The organism is Lamprobacter modestohalophilus, assembly GCF_016583905.1.
In the GTDB taxonomy this organism is placed as follows: Bacteria; Pseudomonadota; Gammaproteobacteria; order Chromatiales; family Chromatiaceae; genus Lamprobacter; species Lamprobacter modestohalophilus.
The window spans coordinates 1-18,326 of record NZ_NRRY01000071.1 but is presented as its reverse complement, the minus strand read 5'-3'; the positions used below and the strand labels follow the sequence as shown (position 1 = coordinate 18,326).

General features: G+C 60.9%; 17 protein-coding genes. 8 read left to right on the top strand and 9 right to left on the bottom strand.

Annotated features, from left to right (window positions below):
- Positions 1 to 185: 185 nt before the first annotated feature.
- From CKO42_RS23845 to CKO42_RS23820, 6 genes are all read right to left on the bottom strand, one after another.
- Entirely contained in the window at positions 186 to 1,115 is a 930-nt protein-coding gene (locus tag CKO42_RS23845) for a DMT family transporter (RefSeq protein ID WP_200250393.1), read from the bottom strand.
- Positions 1,116 to 1,132: 17 nt separating this feature from the next.
- Complete coding sequence (gene thiD / locus CKO42_RS23840) at positions 1,133 to 1,957, bottom strand: bifunctional hydroxymethylpyrimidine kinase/phosphomethylpyrimidine kinase (RefSeq protein ID WP_200250391.1); 825 nt, start codon at positions 1,955 to 1,957, stop codon at positions 1,133 to 1,135.
- 328 nt (positions 1,958 to 2,285) lie between these two features.
- Positions 2,286 to 2,948 carry a thiamine phosphate synthase gene (gene thiE / locus CKO42_RS23835; protein ID WP_200250382.1) on the bottom strand — a complete coding sequence of 221 codons (663 nt, stop codon included), beginning with the start codon at positions 2,946 to 2,948 and terminating at the stop codon, positions 2,286 to 2,288.
- Positions 2,949 to 2,981: 33 nt separating this feature from the next.
- Positions 2,982 to 4,463, bottom strand: a complete 1,482-nt coding sequence (gene hemN / locus CKO42_RS23830) for an oxygen-independent coproporphyrinogen III oxidase (protein ID WP_242479657.1) — start codon at positions 4,461 to 4,463, stop codon at positions 2,982 to 2,984.
- A gap of 161 nt (positions 4,464 to 4,624) precedes the next feature.
- A complete protein-coding gene (gene prmB, locus CKO42_RS23825) occupies positions 4,625 to 5,554 on the bottom strand; it encodes a 50S ribosomal protein L3 N(5)-glutamine methyltransferase (RefSeq protein ID WP_200250358.1) in 930 nt (309 codons plus the stop codon).
- A 326-nt stretch (positions 5,555 to 5,880) separates the two neighbouring features.
- Positions 5,881 to 6,351, bottom strand: a complete 471-nt coding sequence (locus CKO42_RS23820; protein ID WP_200250350.1) for an Rrf2 family transcriptional regulator — start codon at positions 6,349 to 6,351, stop codon at positions 5,881 to 5,883.
- A gap of 105 nt (positions 6,352 to 6,456) precedes the next feature.
- Here CKO42_RS23820 and CKO42_RS23815 point away from each other — a divergent pair, with 105 nt between their 5' ends.
- The 3 genes from CKO42_RS23815 (at position 6,457) to CKO42_RS23805 (ending at position 8,134) form a co-directional block, all read left to right on the top strand.
- On the top strand, positions 6,457 to 7,047 hold the full coding sequence (locus CKO42_RS23815) for a class I SAM-dependent methyltransferase (protein WP_200250339.1): 591 nt from the start codon (positions 6,457 to 6,459) through the stop codon (positions 7,045 to 7,047).
- 107 nt (positions 7,048 to 7,154) lie between these two features.
- Positions 7,155 to 7,526, top strand: a complete 372-nt coding sequence (trxA, locus tag CKO42_RS23810; protein ID WP_200250332.1) for a thioredoxin — start codon at positions 7,155 to 7,157, stop codon at positions 7,524 to 7,526.
- 167 nt (positions 7,527 to 7,693) lie between these two features.
- Positions 7,694 to 8,134, top strand: a complete 441-nt coding sequence (locus tag CKO42_RS23805) for a DUF1249 domain-containing protein (protein WP_242479656.1) — start codon at positions 7,694 to 7,696, stop codon at positions 8,132 to 8,134.
- 60 nt (positions 8,135 to 8,194) lie between these two features.
- Here CKO42_RS23805 and CKO42_RS23800 read toward each other — a convergent pair whose 3' ends face one another.
- The 3 genes from CKO42_RS23800 to CKO42_RS23785 all read right to left on the bottom strand — a co-directional run bounded on the left by CKO42_RS23800 (position 8,195) and on the right by CKO42_RS23785 (position 12,064).
- Positions 8,195 to 10,045 (bottom strand): RyR domain-containing protein, encoded by a 1,851-nt coding sequence (locus tag CKO42_RS23800; protein ID WP_200250319.1) that lies wholly within the window; start codon positions 10,043 to 10,045, stop codon positions 8,195 to 8,197.
- Positions 10,045 to 10,989, bottom strand: a complete 945-nt coding sequence (locus CKO42_RS27650; RefSeq protein WP_242479655.1) for a gamma-glutamylcyclotransferase — start codon at positions 10,987 to 10,989, stop codon at positions 10,045 to 10,047. Before CKO42_RS27650 ends, CKO42_RS23800 begins: the two co-directional genes overlap by 1 nt.
- A 106-nt stretch (positions 10,990 to 11,095) precedes the next feature.
- Positions 11,096 to 12,064 carry an acetyltransferase gene (locus CKO42_RS23785; RefSeq protein ID WP_200250303.1) on the bottom strand — a complete coding sequence of 323 codons (969 nt, stop codon included), beginning with the start codon at positions 12,062 to 12,064 and terminating at the stop codon, positions 11,096 to 11,098.
- Between the two features lie 390 nt (positions 12,065 to 12,454).
- On the opposite strand from CKO42_RS23785, the gene CKO42_RS23780 reads away from it, so the two are divergent.
- The 5 genes from CKO42_RS23780 (at position 12,455) to CKO42_RS23755 (ending at position 18,207) form a co-directional block, all read left to right on the top strand.
- Positions 12,455 to 13,693, top strand: coding sequence for a 30S ribosomal protein S1 (locus CKO42_RS23780; RefSeq protein WP_200250299.1), 1,239 nt, complete (start codon positions 12,455 to 12,457; stop codon positions 13,691 to 13,693).
- Between the two features lie 146 nt (positions 13,694 to 13,839).
- Complete coding sequence (locus CKO42_RS23775; protein WP_200250296.1) at positions 13,840 to 14,823, top strand: aldolase catalytic domain-containing protein; 984 nt, start codon at positions 13,840 to 13,842, stop codon at positions 14,821 to 14,823.
- A gap of 81 nt (positions 14,824 to 14,904) precedes the next feature.
- Positions 14,905 to 15,588 (top strand): N-6 DNA methylase, encoded by a 684-nt coding sequence (locus CKO42_RS23765; RefSeq protein WP_242479654.1) that lies wholly within the window; start codon positions 14,905 to 14,907, stop codon positions 15,586 to 15,588.
- Complete coding sequence (locus CKO42_RS23760; protein WP_200250292.1) at positions 15,585 to 16,751, top strand: PDDEXK nuclease domain-containing protein; 1,167 nt, start codon at positions 15,585 to 15,587, stop codon at positions 16,749 to 16,751. The genes CKO42_RS23765 and CKO42_RS23760 overlap by 4 nt, the downstream gene beginning before the upstream one ends.
- A 247-nt stretch (positions 16,752 to 16,998) precedes the next feature.
- The gene (locus tag CKO42_RS23755) at positions 16,999 to 18,207 is read left to right on the top strand and encodes a TM0106 family RecB-like putative nuclease (protein ID WP_200250278.1); all 1,209 of its coding nucleotides are present in this window, start codon (positions 16,999 to 17,001) and stop codon (positions 18,205 to 18,207) included.
- Positions 18,208 to 18,326 lie beyond the last annotated feature (119 nt).

Sequence of the window (18,326 nt, the reverse complement as noted above, 5' to 3'; positions counted from 1 at the left end):
CATGCGGCCAACGCCGCTGTCTCCTGGTGTAGGTCGATCACCGTAGCCTCTTGATCAGATTAAGATTTCATGCAATCTAGCCTGATACTTGGCCACGCATTTGGCAAGCCCATTGAACGGTATTGGGTTTAAATAGGGGGTAGTGCTCCAGATCTGTTGTGCCCACCACTCAAACTCCTGATTTATTAAGCATTAATAGTATTTTCCAACAGTTCTGGAACACAACCAAGCCCAGAACCAACGATGATGGTGGCGCCGAGACCGGTGATGAGGTCCGGGATCTCGCTGAAGATGAGCCAGCCGAGTAGCGTTGCACTCAGGATCTCGAGATACTGAAAGGGTGCGAGTACTCCGGCACCGGCTCGCCGTAGCGCCAGTGCGGTGAGCACATTGGTCGCCGCTGCAATGGCGCCGACCCCAAGTAGCAGCGGCCAGACGCCGAGCGAAGGAACCACCATCAGCGGAGCGATCGGTCGCGCCGACGCCGGCTCCTGGCCAATCAATCCGACGCCCATGATCAGCAAGAGCACCAGCGTTGCGGCGACTCCGGTCCAGAACGCGAGCGTCAGGGCATCATCGCGCCCACCGACGACCCGCGTCAGTGCCAAGAAACCGGCGAAGAAGGCGCCCGCGGCGACGGGGAAGATGGCGGCTGGCCCATACGCGGCCCAATTCGGGCGCAAGACGATCAGCGCCCCGACGAGGCCAATCACCACCGCGAGCCACTGCCGCAGGGTCACTGGCTCACGCAAGGCAACCGCTGAGATCAGAGTCAATAGCAAGGGCTCGATAAAGAACAGCGCAGTGTTGTTGGCCAGCGGGAGATATTGCAGTCCTGAAAACAAAAAGATCACCGCCAGGCCAATCAGCGTCCCGAGCGCCAGATGACGAACGCCCGGCGGCGGCAGTCGGCCACCCTTGTAGACCAACACCACCGGCAGCAGCAATAGGGATTGGAAAAGGAAGCGCGCGGCTCCGATCTGAACCGGCGTTAGCTCCGCGGTGAGAAATTTCGCGAGCGCGTCGCTGATTGGGAACAGCAGCATCGCGATGGTCATCAACAGCATGCCGAGTTCGATCTCGCGACGATGATGCTGAGGGGCAGCAAGATTCATTAGACCGCCACCGCTAGCTAGCTCGGCGCATGCCCGGTCGGCCATAGCGCATGGAAATGATGCGTCGGCCCCTGACCTTGGCCGACATGGAGTTCGTCAGCATGCGCGATGGCGCCGGCGACATAAGTCTTGGCGGCGCGCGCCGCGATTATTGGTTCGGCGCCGCTCGCAAGTTGCGCTGCCAGCGCCGATGAGAGCGTGCAACCGGTGCCGTGGGTGTTCTTGGTCAAGATACGCTCGGCTTCCAGCCAAACGCCTTCGTCGACCGTTGCCAGATAATCCGGGCTCACCGCCCCGCTCAGGTGGCCGCCCTTCAGAAGCACTGCGGAAGGCCCCAACGCCAGCAACCGCTCGGCGAGTGCCGGCATCGCCGCTGGATCAGTCAGCTCCGGCTCGTCGAGCAGCGCCGCCGCTTCCGGCAGGTTCGGCGTCAGGATGGTCGCCAATGGCAGCAAGCGCTCTTTGAGGGTTCGGATGGCGGCCTCCGAGAGGAGCCGATCGCCGCCCTTGGCCACCATCACCGGGTCCAGCACGATACATTGGGCGTGATGGCGTGCGAGCGCCTCGGCCACCGCCAACGTGATCTCGGGCGAGCCGAGCATGCCGATCTTCACCGCATCAACATGGATATCTTCGAATACCGCGTCGATCTGCGCTGTGACGAACTCGGGCGCGACCAATTGCACTCCACGGACACCACGGGTGTTCTGCGCGGTCAGCGCCGTGATCGCCGCCATCGCATAGACGCCATTGGCCGAGATCGCCTTGATATCGGCCTGGATACCGGCGCCGCCGGACGGGTCGGAGCCGGCGATCGCGAGGACATGCTTGATCTTACTCATAACGTAATGCGCGAGAAACATCTTGTCGCCAACGACCAAGATCACCGGCCACTGAGGAGCGATAGCGGAGCAGTGGTCCGGTGAAGCGACTTGTTAGCGGGTGTTTGTTTAAGCGGCGGCTCAACAAAAGGATGACCCATATGAATATGTTCTTTTTCAGATTTCTTTAAATCTTCGTAGATTGCGCGCAAGTCATGGTTAAACCTTGCAGCATGAGCTTCTCTATTTGAGAATGATCAGCCGCATCTTCGCCGCCGGCTGCGGTTCTCTCTGAATTTCCGCCATAAAGGCCAAAGAGACTCGGCCCGCAGCTTGAGCTTGGCAGTTGTTAAAGCCCGTAAAGCGAATTGGCATCGGCGCTGCCGAGGCGCGCGACCTTACAAGCCTCGACGATCTCGCGCGTCGCTAGCTCGGGGTCGGATGCGGTGCAAATGGCTGAGACCAGCGCCATGCCGACCCCGCCAGCGGACCAGATCGACGCGGCATGCTCGGCGCTCAGGCCACCGATGGCCACGACCGGCAATGGGCTCTCCGCGCAGATCGCCGCGAGCCCATCAAAACCGAGCGGTGATGAATGATCGGGCTTGGTTGCGGTGGCAAACACTGGCCCGACGCCAAGGTAATCGACCAGGCTCAGCTCCGGTACCTCCAACTGCTCGCGGCTCTGCACCGACAGCCCCAAGATGGCCTCGGCCCCCAAGACCGCGCGCGCCTCAGCGACATCCCCGTCCGATTGCCCAAGATGCAGACCATCGGCCCCAATAGCGACGGCGACCTTGAGCCGGTCATTGACGATCAGCGGCACATGGGTACCGCGCAGCAGGGCCTTGAGCGCCTTGCCCTGCTCGATCAGCGCGGCATCGGAGGCCTGCTTGTCACGCAGTTGCACAGCGGTCGCCCCGCCACGCAGGGCGGCAGCAACGGTCTCAAGCAAACCGGCTCGGGCGCAGAGTGCGGCGTCGGTGATCAGGTAGACGGAGAGGTCGATCATGGCGCCGGTCTAGGGTTGGTCGCCGTTCGCCACCTAGATCACCTTCGAGAAACCGCCCTGCCCCTGCTTGGCTTCCATGTAGGCATCGAAGGCCATGCAGATGTTACGGATCAGCATGCGTCCCTTGGGCAGCACGCGGATACCGCTGCTGTCGATCTCGAGCAGCCCGTCGGCTTGCATACCCTCGAGCTTGGCGAGATCGCGGCCGAAGTAATCCTGGAAATTCAGCTCCCAAGCGCGCTCGACCTCGCTGAAATCGAGCTTGAAGTGACAGATCAGCCGGGTGATCACGTCGCGGCGGACCTCATCGTCGCGGCTCAGCTCGATGCCACGGAACACCGGCAGCCGGCCCCCGTCGATATCGGCGTAGTACTCATCCAGCTCGCGCCGATTCTGGCCATAGGTCGCGCCGACCTTGCCGATTGAGGTCACGCCGATGCCGATCAGATCGCAATCGGCATGGGTCGAGTAGCCCTGGAAGTTACGGTAGAGAGTACCGTTGCGCTGCGCCAGCGCCAGCTCGTCATCGGGGCGGGCGAAGTGGTCCATGCCGATATAGAGCCAGCCGGCCTCGGCCAGGCGTTCGGTGGTCGCCTGCAGGATCTCGAGCTTGACCTGCGGCGGTGGCAGCTGGTCTTCGTCGATCCGGCGCTGCGGCATGAACCGACGCGGCAGATGCGCGTAATTGAACACCGACAGGCGCTCGGGGCCGACGGCGATGATCTGCTCGAGCGTCTCCATGAAGCTCTCGGCGGTCTGATGCGGCAGGCCGTAGATCAGATCGATACTGATCGAGCGGAAGCCCTCTCTGCGCGCGGCATCGAGCACCGCGAAGGTCTCTTCCTGGCTCTGAATCCGGTTCACCGCCTTCTGCACGCGCGGATCGAAATCCTGCACACCCAGGCTCATGCGATTGAAGCCGATCTCGCGCAGCAGCGCGATGGTGTCGCCCTTGGCCTCGCGTGGGTCGATCTCGATCGAATACTCGCCGACATCATCGTCAGCGAGCTTGAACTGCTTGCGGGTCTCGGCCATCAGCTCGCGCATCTGCGCCGCGCTGATGAAGGTCGGCGTGCCGCCGCCCCAGTGCAATTGCTCGACCACGCGGTCGTCGTCGAACAACGCCGACTGCATCGCCAGCTCTTTGTAGACGCGATCCAGATAGGGCTGCACCATGGTGCGGTCCTTGGTCGCGATCTTATTGCAGGCGCAGTAGAAGCAAACGGTGTCGCAAAACGGGATGTGGAAGTAGAGCGATAACGGCCGACCGCTGGCGTTGGTGGCTTGGCAGACCTGCTTGTAGCGGTTCTCATCAAAGGCCGGATCGAACTCGAGCGCGGTCGGATAGGAGGTGTAGCGCGGACCACTCTGGTCGTAACGCTGGATCAGCTCCAGATCGAACACGGTGCGCTGATCGGCAGCGCCCTCGCTGGCCAAGGAGCGCGCAGTCCCGGCAGCGCCTTGACTGCGTTGCTGCTCACCGGGTGCTTGGGTCATGGTGGTGTTTTCAAGCATTGTTATCGTCTACCTCAAGGCACCAGCAGCGGGCCTCGTTGCGTTGTATGGATCAAGATGTCGTGTTGGACCCATCTCGTGTTGGACCCATGCGACGGCGCCGATGCCGGGCTCCGTCGCCGATCGCGCCGTTGCAGACGCTGCGGCTGCGGCTTTGGCACTCAGGAGCCAGCCACGGCCTCAGCAAAGTCGGCATGCGCGTCTACAAGCTCTTGGCGGCGCATGAGAAACACACCGTCGCCGCCGTGCTCAAATTCGAGCCAGGTGAACTGCACGCCGGGGAACCGATCCTGCAGGGTTTCCGCGGCGCTGCCAACCTCAACGATCAAGAGGCCGTCATCAGCCAAGAAGTCTGGCGCATCGCGCAAGATTCGCAAAACCAGATCCAGCCCGGACTCACCAGCGGCGAACGCCAGTTGCGGCTCGTGCCGATATTCCGCCGGTAATGACTCGAGCTCTGCTGCAGCGACATACGGCGGGTTGGAGACGATGACATCGTAGACGGCCTCGTCATCGATCGCCGCAAACAGATCCGACTCGATGATCCGGACGCGCTCTTCGAGGCCATGCAGGGCACGATTGCGCATCGCCACCCGCAGTGCGGCGGGCGAGATGTCGGCGAGATCAACATCAGCGTCGGGCAGATGCATGGCCGTGGCGATGCCGATACAGCCACTGCCGGTGCAGAGATCGAGCACGCGGCCAACTTGAGCCGGGTCGATCCAGGGCGCGAAGCCATCGCTGATAAGTTCAGCCAGCGGAGAGCGCGGCACCATGACCTGATCGGAGACGATCATCTCCAGACCAGCGAACCAGGTTCGGCCGGTGAGGTAGGCGGAGGGCCGACGCTCGTCGACACGGCGTGCGAGTAGCGCCGTGATTGCTTCGCGTTCCGAGGCCGTAACGCGGCACTGGCCATAGTCGGCGATCAGCGCCACCGGCATCTTGAGTGCATCGGCGACCAGCCAGGCAGCCTCATCGAACGCATTATCAGTGCCATGGCCGAAGTGTAGCCCGGCCTCAATGAAGCGGCAGGCACCCCAGCGAACTAGGTCCTGAATCGTCAGAAGCTCATCGGTTTCAACCTGCATGGCGACAGGGGCTCTCGCTGATGCCTGGGGCTCCGCTCGGCGCTACTGTAAGCGCAGCGATGAAAGACGACGCCGCTGAAACAGCATGGCGACGCCCGCGGCCAACGTCGCCAGTTTAGGACGGGTTCGAAGCGGGCCGAATCTGCAAGGATAGCATTAGCAGGGATTCGACTGCCGACGGGATGAGCCGGAGAGCTGATCTAGGCCAAGCTGTATGGCCGCTGCCACTGCCACATATACTCTCACTCATCGACCCCGATCAGAGCACATCAGCCCCTGGCAGGCCAGGTCTGGCAGTCGGCGGATTCGGCCGACCCGCGAGATCTCTAGGCGGCACGCTGCTTGCGGACCGCCACTGAACGATTGTCGACCCGCTCGTCTTGCCGCAACTTGCGCTGACCACGCTCGACCAGGTCCGCGAGCGAGATCTCACTGAGGAAGGTGAATATCTCGTCGCTGAGCTGGTCCCAGAGACTATGCGTGAGGCAGCGCTCACCGCCGCGGCAGTTCTCTCGGCCACCACAGCGGGTAAACTCGACCCACTCGTCGACGGCACAGATGACATCCGCAATCGTGATCTCATCGGCAGACTTGCCGAGATAATATCCCCCCCCAGGACCTCGAATCCCACGCACGAGCTGTTTCGCGCGCAACGCCGCAAACAGCTGCTCGAGATAAGACAACGAGATACCCTGGTTGACCGAGATATCGGCCAGTGTCACCGGCCCTCTGCCCGAGTTCAGCGCAAGATCGAGCATAGCAGTGACGGCATAGCGGCCCTTGGTAGAGAGTCTCATGGTGTGATGCCTTAAGGTTGACGCAGCCTTACTCCAGCTGCGTACGTGGTTTTTCAGTCGTCAATTGTCAAGGAAAACGCTCAACTTTTTTGCGAGAGGATTTTTATGCCGCGCGTTGATACCGAGAGCTTTTACCGCCACGCGCTAGCGCGCTACGGTGAGAACGCAGAAGGCGTGCACTGGCGATCGGCCGAGAGCCAGCAGATCCGCTTTGCCGTCCTGCGTGACCTGCTGCCGCCCGATCTCTCGCGCATCTCGCTGGTCGACGTCGGTTGTGGCCTTGGGGATCTCCATGCCTTCCTCGCCGCGCGCAACGATCTGCCGCGCCAATACATTGGCCTCGACGCCGTGCCAACGATGGTCGACCGCGCGCGGGCACGCACCGGCTGCGCAATCCTGCATTGCGACGTGCTCAGTGACCCCATCCCCGAGGCCGACTGGTATCTCGCGAGCGGCGCCATGGCGCTCTTGACACACGAAGAAACGGGGTTGTTCATCACGCGCTGCCTCAGCGCAGCGCGGCGAGGGCTGGTGTTCAACCTGCTTAAAGGCGATCACCAATCGCTGACCTTCAATTATCTGATGCCCGAAGCGGTCGCGAACTGGGCCGCGGAAATGGACGTAGGGGTGGAGATCGTCGAAGGCTATCTGTCGGGCGACTTCAGTGTCGCCATGACGCACAAGCACGACGAATGACCGCGTCCTGAGCAGGGAAGCCAATCGGAAACCAGTCGGAAGCCAAGCGGAAGCCTCGACGATTCTGTTAGACTGCCGCCCACTTTTCAGCGACAGAGGAGCCGCTCATGGCCGTCGTAGAGCTCAACGAGCAGACCTTCGAGCAGACCATCAACGATCACCCGTTCGTCATCGTCGACTTCTGGGCAACCTGGTGCGGCCCCTGCCGCTCCTTTGCGCCGGTGTTCGAAAAGGTCTCGAACGATCACGAGGACATCGTCTTCGCCAAGGTCAACACGGAAGAGGCGCAGGGGATTGCCGCTCACTTCCAGATCCGCTCGATCCCGACGCTGATGATCTTCCGCGATCAGGTCATCATTTTCTCCCAGCCTGGCGCGCTTCCTGAAAGCTCGTTCCGCGACTTGATCGTCAAGGCGAAGGAGCTGGACATGGAACAAGTGCGCGCCGATATCGCCAAACAGCAGGGCGACACTGCCTGAGCGAAGGTACGTCAGCGGTTTTCATTCCTGATCGTTGAGTCGCTGTCTCCTTTCGACCTCCCGATGGAAGCGCTTGTTTCACGGTAAACGCACTCGCGATGCAGGCACCCACGCCTAACTTCTCTCGTCTCATACTGCTGAGGCCGCCGACCAACGTTGGCGGCCTCATGATGTTATGTGAAGAGAACTACGGGGCCCTGCTGAGGCTCGCGCCGCATCTACCCCAGCTCCAAGGGCAGCTCCGCTCCAAGCCAGAGGGCATGGCGGAGCTGACACTCTCGATCGTCGAGCAATCTCCCTACACCACAACCCTGCGCCTCACCCACCTGCTCCAGGTTGAGTCCATGGCGCAGCACCAGCACCCGTCAGAGCCAGATGCATTGCTCCGCGCCTACCACGATGCAGAGCAGGTCGAGGTCTTGAACCTCAGGCAAACCGTGCTCCCGATTCTGAGTCACTACCAAGCGCCCGCCTTGGCCGCCAAATGGCGCGTCAACCTGTTCGTCTCCAAGTGGCTTGGCTACTGCTTGCATCAGGGATACCGGTTCTCCGTCAGAGCCGACAAGACCGCCGCAGCAGACTCCCACGAGCTGCTACCGAGCGCCTAGCTGTCAAGTCTTGCGGGCAGTACAGCAAAAGCATGGATTTTGGCCTGAGCCGAAGCCTCGCTAGTATTCGAAGCTCCACTGAAGACCGCCCCTCGGCCCGATACGAACCCGCTTGCGGCGCGAAACGTCCGCTTCGGCTAGGGGTTCAGCCTCGCCAAGCTCGACCAGAATCTCGGCACGTTGATCGAGCCAGCGCTCAAGGTCGCCAGGGCGCGACAGCGAGATTCGGCGCCTAGCGCACGCCACCAAGGTGAGCGTCTTAAGACGCGCCGCCTCATCGAGGCCGTTCAGTAGATGCGGCAGCGGTTGTGGTAAGAGCAAGAAGAAGCTGGCACCAAACTCGTCGGTCGCGATACCAACAAATCGCCTCGATGCTTCATCCTCAAGCGAAGCGGCGATGATCAAAGCGCGATCCGGATAGCGTGAAGCGAGTCGCGCCAACGCCCGCCGCATCAGGGCGGCAATCGTCGCCGTTGGCCGCTCAACACCCGACGCCGCTCGATTAGGGGCCAGATCAGGCGCCAGTCCGATCAACAACATGCGCAGCACGCCAAGACCAGAGCGCGCCAACAGGGTTGGCACCAGACGCACCGCAAATCGATCCAGATCCTTCATCGGTCCCGACAACTGCTGATAGGGAATCAGCTGCGGGTGGTGCTTAAGCCGATTGTCGCGCGTCGGCGCATAGGACCATCCGTCGAGCCAGCGGTCGGCGGCCCAGCGCCCGTGCTCGATCACGGCCAAGCGCTCGACCTCGATCGGCGCGAAGGCGAAGGATTCAACCTGACTCTCTGGCACCGCTTGGCAGTCGGTCATCGCCAGCTTGGCCCAGAGATGATCGGCTTGGTGGCGATTTGCATCCCGATAGGATGAGGCCAGCGTCGACCAGGGTCTCCCTGCCGGCTCCAGTGACGGATCGCGACCTTGTGCCTCGGTGGTATCACGATAGTGATTGTGGATCACCTGCGCGAGCTCGTCGCCTTTGCCGTCCAGCAGCACGGCGCGATCGAGCGCCAGCTGGCGGTGGCTGATCGGAATCAGCTGTCCATCCCAATCGCTGAGCTCGCCTTTGGGCGTTGCATCGCCGATCTCGACGAAGATGGGCGGCGAGCACTGTTGTACATCTAGCAGGCGCTCGGCCAGGGCGCGCGCCTGGCTCAGGGCGTCAGGCGCGTCAGGCGCCCCTGTCGCGGGCACGCACTCGCCGCAGACCATCGCCGCAGTGACCGGCGGCACAGGCGCCAAGCCCAATCCATCCAGGGTGCTGAACCGACACTCGGCGATCTCATGGGCCTGCGGATAGGCCCGGGTAAAGGCGCGCTCCCAGGCCTCAGGCGCCTCGCTGAGCAGCGTGAAGCGGCTGCGCTGCTCACCATAGCCACTGATGCGCAGCGCATGCACCAACAGGGCCTCTGAGAAACGGCTGCGGCCGAGGATAGCCAGATGAATAGGCTGGCCAAACCGCGGGTCAGCGCCCCAATGCAAAGGCCAGCTCGCCAGCAGCCGTCGGGCGGCGGCGGTTGGGATCGAGACTTGCTCGAATTGGACCTCGTCCGACCAGCGTGCGCGGGCCTCGGCCAAGTCGCTCGCCGCAGGCGCTGCGCCGTCGTCAATGATCAGCACCCGCAATGGCTGGCGTCGACGCCGCCCCCTGAACCCGCGGCCTAGCCGCGGCGACAATTCAGCCAGCAATGCAAGCGGTTCATCCAGGCCCGCCAGCAGCAGGACATCGGCATTCAGCAACTCCCTCAGCAGCTTCCGCTGAGAAAGATCAGCGCCTGCGGCCCTGATCAACCGGTCCGAGCCCCCTCGTAACAGGCGCGCGCAGGCATCGGCTACCTCGCCCTGGCCAAACAAGAGCAGGCGCCGGCGGCCCCTCTGCCAAGAGACAGGCATCAAAGACAACGGCATCAATCGCTCTGGTGCAGGAGATTGCCCGCCTCGTCGAGCACCAAGACCTTCATCGGTATACCGGCGCGAACACTGGCTGAGACCACGCAGAAGTCCTCGAACAGGGTCTTGCAGCGCTCGAACCGCTTGGATTCGAGCAACGCCGGCGCGACGATCAAGCGCACCTCCATGCTGCCGATGCGCAAGCGCTTCTTCTCGTTACGCACCATCACGCAGGTGACCTCGGTGCGCAGGCTCTGATCCGGTGGCTCCTCCTTGCCGATGCAATAAAGCAGGCTTGCCGACAGACAGTTACCCACCGCGGCGGCGAGCAGCCGCGAGGCATTCGGACCATTGGTGCCACCCAAGGGCGGTGGCTCATCCATCAGCAGATCAGCGGCGCGCTTCCAATCGAAGGCGACATTGATCTCAAAGCCCTCGCGCTGCTCGAGCTGGATGGTAAAGCGGCCCTCTTCGGTCGCCTGTGGAGCATTGGTCTCAGTCGTCATTCCGGTCTCCGTCGCTATGAGTCGGGATCTTAGCTGCTGCTGCCGACCCGGGTTTTTTGAATCGCGCCGGCAGCGGACCCCAGCCGCTCGCAACGGTGACGCAGCTTGGGAGATCCGGCGCCAGTCACCGCTCGGGATCAGCGGTCGATCTCGCACCGAGCCGCGGTAGACGTAGGTCCAGGCCCGGCCAAAGCGAGTCGCGATCAAGCACCGGCCATAGAGCCGTGGATAATCTTCAAGGGCGTCCAGCGCCCTCAGTCCGGCATGATCGACCCGATACAGTTCGCCAAAGACCGCGGTGCGACCCGTCGTGATCAGCCCTGGATAGGCGCCGAGCAGCAGCAGGGTAAAACGCGGCTCGGTGCGATGCTCACCGACCCATTCGGCGTCTTCGAGCAGCCGGTGATTGACCTCGCCCCGGAGCAAGGTGCCGTAGACGAAGACCAAATGCCGCATCGCAACCGCTCTGAATCTAAAAACCTAAAAACCGATCAGCTCATCGGGCCAAAGCCGGTGATCTCAGGTTATGCGAACCCTGCGACCGGCATCAACGCCGGCCCGCTCAGTCCGTATCAAAGGCCGCCAAGAAGGCCTCGACGAAACGCGGATAGTCACTGTCGGACAACTGGTTGATACCGGCCGCTGCCTTGCGACCGCCGCCGGTCTCGAACTGGCGGCAGAGTGCATCAGCGCCATCCGGACGGTCGATCGGCGCGCGCACACTGACCACAAAGCCGCCTTGCTCGAGCTGGGTCAGCAGGGCATGCGCTCGACTCGGCGCCTGCTGCGCCAGTTCGTTGGCAAACACACCCCCGACCCGGCGTGCCCAGGGCGCAGCCGGGAGCACCATCAATAGGTGCGTCGCGTTCTGGTGCTCCGGGCTCATGGCGCGCGCGCGTGCCATGTCGTCAGCGTAGCCGGTCCGCAAGGCCTCGAAAGCCTGGTCGCAACGCACGAACTCGAGCGGGTCGGCATAGGGACGCAAACGCGCGAATAACGCCTCGGGCGGAAAATGCAGATCCGCCACCGTCGCGCCATAGCCGTTGTAATTCAGCAGGATACCAAGCTCGCGCAGGCGCTTGAGCGCGTCCTGCTGCAACCCCAGCGGCGCTGCTGCGCGGATTGCGGCGGCATCGAAGTTATCGCCGAAGGTGCCGACCACGGCCCAAGCGCGCTGACGGCCCTCGAGCAGGTCGTCGACCAAGAGGCTGGTGCCGCGATCGGCGGTGGTATCGATGTGGGTCTGCAGGTTCGGATGCTCGGGGATCTCGCCGGGGTAATGATGATCGACGTAGCGCACGCTGACCCCGCGCTCGAGCAGCTCCATCAGCGCACCGCGATTCTTATCGAGCGAGACATCCAGCACTGTGATCTGATCACCGGCCTCGGCAGGCACCTGCTGTAAGAGTGCGATCTCGCGCTTGGTGCCGGTGATCAGGATCGCATGTTCCGCCTCTGGCTCACTCAAATGCAGCTGCTGCAGCGCGCAGAGGCCATCGGCGTCGCCATTGAAGACATCGTAGCGGGTCATTCGAGTATTCGCCTCTTGCTTCGTCCAAGCCATTATGCAACCCAGTTTGCAGGTTAGGATTAGCTTAACGCGCGGATGGCGCCGGTGCCCAGTGACTCAGTCTGACTCGCCGTCCAGCCGAACTCTCATGGCGAGGCGCCACCCCGGACAATGAATCGCGTGAGATTCACGTAAACGGCAGGCGCAGGCCTGCAAACTCGGCCGATACTGCGCTTAGACACACACAAAATGCCTCAGATCACAAGAAAAGCCCCCTTATGCTGGCACCAGGCCTTGTCAGACGAGTAGAATTTGCGCCGCTTGTGCCGTGAATACCCGTCTGCTCAAGGCGCTCGCGAGCTCGCGTCCCAACCCCATATCCCGACCGGCCCGAAGACAGGCCCGCCAGTGATGACCGACGACAACGATTTCGAGGCCCTGCTCAAGGAGCTGGAAAAGACCGAGCAAGCCGTGGCTGCTCGGCCCAAGGTAGGTGACCGAGTCAAGGGCACCATCATCGAAATCGGCGAGGAGCATGTGTTCGTCGATATCGGTGGCAAGGCCGAGGCGACGATGGAGGTCGCCAACCTGCGCAATGCCGATGGGCTGATCAACAAAGCCGTCGGCGACAGTATCGAGGCTGCCGTCACTGGCGTCGATCCGGACAGCGGCACCCTCGTGCTCGGCAGTCGCCACGGCCGCCATGCCCATGGCGCCGATCAGCTCGAGGCAGCGTTTCAGGCCGGCACGCCGGTCGAGGGCCAGATCACCGGGACGACCAAAGGCGGTCTCGAGGTGCAGATCGCTGGCCAGCGCGCCTTCTGTCCGGCGTCGCAGGCCGATATTCGCTTCATTGAAGACCTGTCGACCCTGGTTGGTGAGCGCGCATCGTTCCGCATCACCAAGTTCGAGGGTGGTCGAAGGATGAACCTGGTGGTCTCGCGTCGTGCTGTGCTGGCTGAGGAACAGGCGGAGCGCGCCGCCGAACTGCGCGCCAAGCTCGAGCCCGGCGCCGTGCTGCCCGGTGTCGTCGTTGGTCTGCAGGAATTCGGCGCCTTCGTCGATCTCGGCGGCGTCGAGGGCATGATCCATATCAGCGAGCTGGCGCTCGGTCGGGTGCGGCATCCGGAAGAGGTGCTGAGCATCGGTCAAGAGCTTGAGGTCGCGGTGCTACGGATCGAGCAGACCAACAACCCCAAGCGCCCGGAGCGGATTGCGCTTTCGATTCGCGCGCTAGCGAAGAATCCCTGGTCCGATGCTGCGCAGCGCTATCATCCCGGCACGCGCATCCGTGGCCGCATTGAGCGGCTCGAACCCTTCGGCGCCTTTGTCGAGATCGAGCCTGGGCTCACCGGTCTGGTCCATGTCAGCGAGCTTGGCGCGGGACGGCGTGTCGAACATCCCAAAGATGTCGTCCAGGTCGGTCAAGAGGTCGATGCCGTGATCGTGCAGGTCGACACCGAGCGCCGCCGCATCGGCCTCTCGCTCGCCTCCGACCGCATCGACGAGGCCGAGGCCAGCAGCGCACAACCGACCTCGTCAGCGGGCTCGAAAAACGATCGCCGCGCGACAGAGAGCCCCGAGGAGTCGGGCGTCGGCACCCTCGGTGAGCTGCTCAAGGCCCAGCTCGGGCAGGATGACGCGCGCTGAGCCGGTCTAACCGACATCGCAGGTCGCCACCCGACGCTGAAGCGCATGTTCCACGGCAATCCGGTCCTTAGGTGACCACCGACAATGCCTTGACTGGGCGAGCGCCGGAAAATCCCTGATTGATATCCGCGCGGAGAGAGAGACCCATGTCAGATAAGGCCCCCTGGATCACCTACAGGCCTGAGCTCAAGGTGATGGACTGTACGGTTCGTGATGGCGGCTTGGTCAATAGCCATCGCTTCAGCGACGACTTCGTCAGCGCCTGTTATCAGGCCTGCGTCGCGGCGGGCGTCGATTACATGGAGATCGGCTACAAGAACTCCCCAAAGACCTTCCCTCGCGACAAGTTTGGGCCTTGGCGCCACTGTGACGAGAGCGATCTGCAGCGTGTCGTCGGTGATCATGACCCCGTCGCGACCGGGCTGAAGCTCGCGGCCATGGCCGATGCCGGCAAGAGCGACTGGGAAACCCAGATCGTCCCCGCCGCCGAGAGCCCGCTGAGCATGATCCGGGTGGCCTTTTACGCGCATCAGGTCTCCGAGGCGGTCGACATGATCCGCTTCGGCGCCGAGCAGGGCTATGAGACCACGGCCAACCTGATGGCGATCTCCAATATCACCGAGGAGGAGATCGACACCGTCCTCGAGGCCATCGCCGACACGCCAGCCAGCACCATGGTCATCGTCGACAGCTTCGGTCATCTCTACCGCGAGCAGGTCGACCGTCTCTATCACAAGTATGCGAATGCGCTGAAAGGCACCGGTAAAGAGATCGGCATCCACGCCCACAACAACCTGCAGCTGGCGTTTGCCAACACGATCGAAGCCATTATTCTGGGCTGCAATCGCGTTGATGCGACCATCTTCGGTTTCGGCCGTGGTGCCGGCAACTGCCACACCGAGATGCTGCTCGGCTTCCTGCGCAACCCGAAGTTCGAGGTGCGCCCGATCATCGAGGTGATCCAAGAGCACATTCTGCCGCTACGCCGCGAGATCGAATGGGGGCCGATGATCCCCTACAACCTCACCGGCCAGCTGAATCTGCATCCGCGCGCGGCGATCGAGTGGCGCGAAGGGCCAACACCCGACGACTTCCTCGCCTTCTACGACAAGGTTGTCTCCGAGATCTAGGTCAACCAAGCGATTGCCGATTGCCGTCTCGCATCCCGCCTGGCTGAGTGCGCATGATCCAACAAGGAAGCTCATCCAGGCATGCACAAGAAGGCGCTGACCGAAGCCGACATTCGCACCAAGTTCATCACGCCCGCGCTAGTCGGCGTGAACGGCGACAAATGGGATCTCCTCACGCAGATCCGCGAGGAGGTCTACTTCACCAAGGGCCGGGTCATTGTTCGCGGCAAGACGGTGAAACGTGGCGTTGCCCGACGAGCCGACTACATCCTCGTCTACAAGCCCAATCTCCCGCTCGCGCGCATCAAGGAGGCGCTGCTCACCGACTGCAACCTGCACAGCATCGTTCGCCTGCCCAACGGCGTCTTCAATCCCTACACCAGCATCCGCACCAACCTGTTGTTCTTCACCAAGGGCCGGCCAACGACCGAGATCTGGTACTACGAGCATCCCTATCCGCCGGGCGCCAAGAGCTACAACAAGGGCAAACCGATCCGCATCGAAGAGTTCGCGGCCGAGCGCGCCTGGTGGGGATCGGAACAGGACGGCTTCGCCGCCCGCGTTGAGAACGAGCGGGCCTGGCGTGTCTCCATCGACCAGATCAAGGCCGGGGGTTTCAACCTCGACCTCAAGAACCCGCATCAGGCCGATGACGGCCCCGGCGACCTGGAGCATCTATTGCCCGAATATGAACGGCTGCTGGCCCAGATCGCCGAGACGCGGAACGCTCTCAAAACCCAGCTCATGGAGGCATTGAACCGATGAAAACGCAGGGAACACCAAAACCCGCCGAAGGGAGCGACTTCGAATCCCTGGTGGTGACGATTGTTCAGATCCACCAGCAAGCCCATGACTTCGCCACCAAGGCCGTCAACGTCGGTCTCACGCTGCGGAACTGGTTCATCGGACACCGCATCGTCGAGTTTGAGCAGAACGGCGCAGATCGCGCTGCTTATGGAGAAAGCCTCATGGATGCCCTCTCCCAACGCCTTGCCGCTCACAGCTTGCCTCGGGTCACCCCCCGTGAGCTTCGCCGCTACCGGCAGTTCTACCAAGTTTATCCCCAGATTTGGCAGTCAGTGACTCCCAAATCCCTCGAAGCCTCCGGGTTCACCGCCATGCTCCCACTGGCTCATCTCCTACCATCCTCAATTCGGGAGTCAGTGACTCCCGAATCTCAAATTGCGGAGTCAGCGACTCCACAATTGATCCACTGCCTCTCCTTCACGCACCTGTCCGAGCTGATCCAACTCCCCGACGACACCCAGCGCCGCTTCTACGAGATCGAGTGCATCCGTGGCAACTGGTCCGTCCGCGAGCTGCGGCGCCAGATCGACAGCCTCTACTACGAGCGCAGCGGTCTCTCGAAGAAGAAATCCAAGCTCTCCGCCGCCACCCACGCCGAGGCCGAAACCCTCCAGCCCGCCCAGATCATCCGCGATCCCTACATCTTCGAGTTCCTCGGCCTCCGCTCCCGCGATGTCATGGCCGAGTCCGATCTCGAAGACGCTCTGCTCGACCGCCTTCAGGATTTCCTCCTCGAAATGGGCCACGGCTTCTGTTTCGAGGCCCGCCAAAAGCGCCTCCTCATCGGCGACGAATACTTCTTCGTGGACCTCGTCTTTTATCATCGCGTGCTCAAGTGCCATATCCTCGTTGAACTGAAGACCACCGCCTTTTCCCACGAGCACCTCGGCCAGCTCAATACCTACGTCGCCTACTACAAGAAACATGAAATGACACCCGGCGACCAACCGCCGGTCGGCATCCTCCTCTGCACCCGCAAGAACCAAGCCCTCGTGGAATTCGCCCTCGGCGACCTATCGAACAAGCTCTTCGTCTCCCGCTACGCAGTGGAGATGCCGAAAAAGCAGGAAATGGAAGCCTTCCTGAAGCAGATCGGAAAGGAGATCGGCCATGAAGGCTAAAGCGATCCGCCAGCCCGCGCCTGCCTCCGTGGATCCCGACTTCGCGGAAATCAGAGCCCTCGCAGCCGCGCTGCACGACCTCCACCGGGATGGATTTTCGGGGTAACCACCCAGCCAGAAGTGTTAATAATAGCGCAAGATAAATCACAAACCCAATAGCCATCATATCTAACATACCGTCGACCGACTCATGCCAATTAGCGATCTCATACTGCAAGGATTTCTCACATGTCGCACGAAAGGATACATGCAATCTGTTGGTACAATTGCCACTGAGCCTGAATTTGCCGAATACCAAACGCGGATTGCCAATGACTTAGCACAAAAGTTCCACCTTATAGCTGCTAAGAAATTCGCAGCGGTGATGTGCCCACCTGGCATCTCATTTGTTAATGCTTTTAGGTACTCAAATGCACTGATTCTAGTAAATTGTGCAATTAGGACGCAGTCAATAAGGACGGTGATACATGGCGTCGAACGTATTGCGGATAACAACAGAACAGAGCAGTACTTTCCACTCCGTCTAGCTCTAGAGCAAAAAATAACGAAGATCGATAAAATCTTGCTTGCATTCGATGCTATTGCCATTGAATCGCAAACTGGCAGAATACCAACGTTTGGCCGATTTATTGCCAAAGACGATAAGGATAAATCTCAGAAAGTGCAATTGACTGATAGCATCATGGATTCGGCACGCTCAGCTCTTAACGAACTTCTCGCCTTTGAAAGCAAACAGCCACCTCCGGAAATTATTTTAAACCGGCACTGCTCGGAGTGCGAATTTCAGACTCGCTGCAGAAAACTTGCTGAGAAGTGCGATGATCTGAGCCTTATTTCCACAATGAGCGCAAAAGAGCGATTAAAATTAAACGACACCGGCATATTTACAGTAACACAATTATCTTATACGTTCCATCTTCGGCGGAATCGCAAAAACCCTGACTCGATTTATCGCAAACGTTATAATGCTTTGACGGCTCTCGCAATTCGAGAAAATAAGACCCATGTGATTGGGCGACCAAATTTAGAGATTGGAAAGAAATCCATTTTTTTGGATGTTGAAGGGTATCCAGCAAAAGATTTTTATTACTTGATAGGGTTTTGTTATGAAGATGGTGATGATGGCTCTCTCACATACCAATATTACTGGGCTGACGACCCATCACAGGAATGCACGATTTGGGAGAATTTCGTAGCGACATTGAAGAATATAGGGTCACCAACCATGGTGCATTATGGCGCCTATGAAAAAGAATTCTTAAAAAAAATGAACAAGCGCCACTCGGTATCCGAGGAAACTAAACAGTTTATTGATGATCTGGCCAATAATTCTTGCAACGTCCTGTCAACAATTTATTCGCATATCTATTTTCCAGTTTATTCAAATGGCCTGAAGGCAGTTGGGGGTTATTGCGGATATACATGGACTGTCCCGAACGCGTCGGGAGGGCCTTGATCATCCCTTGGTCCACTGTTGCTAAGCCGCCACAAGCGTGAGGTAAGGCCGCTTCGCTGGTCGCGGTCGTCGTCGCGCCGGTCGGGCCGGCCAGGGCATGCGCTCAAGCACCTGCTCGA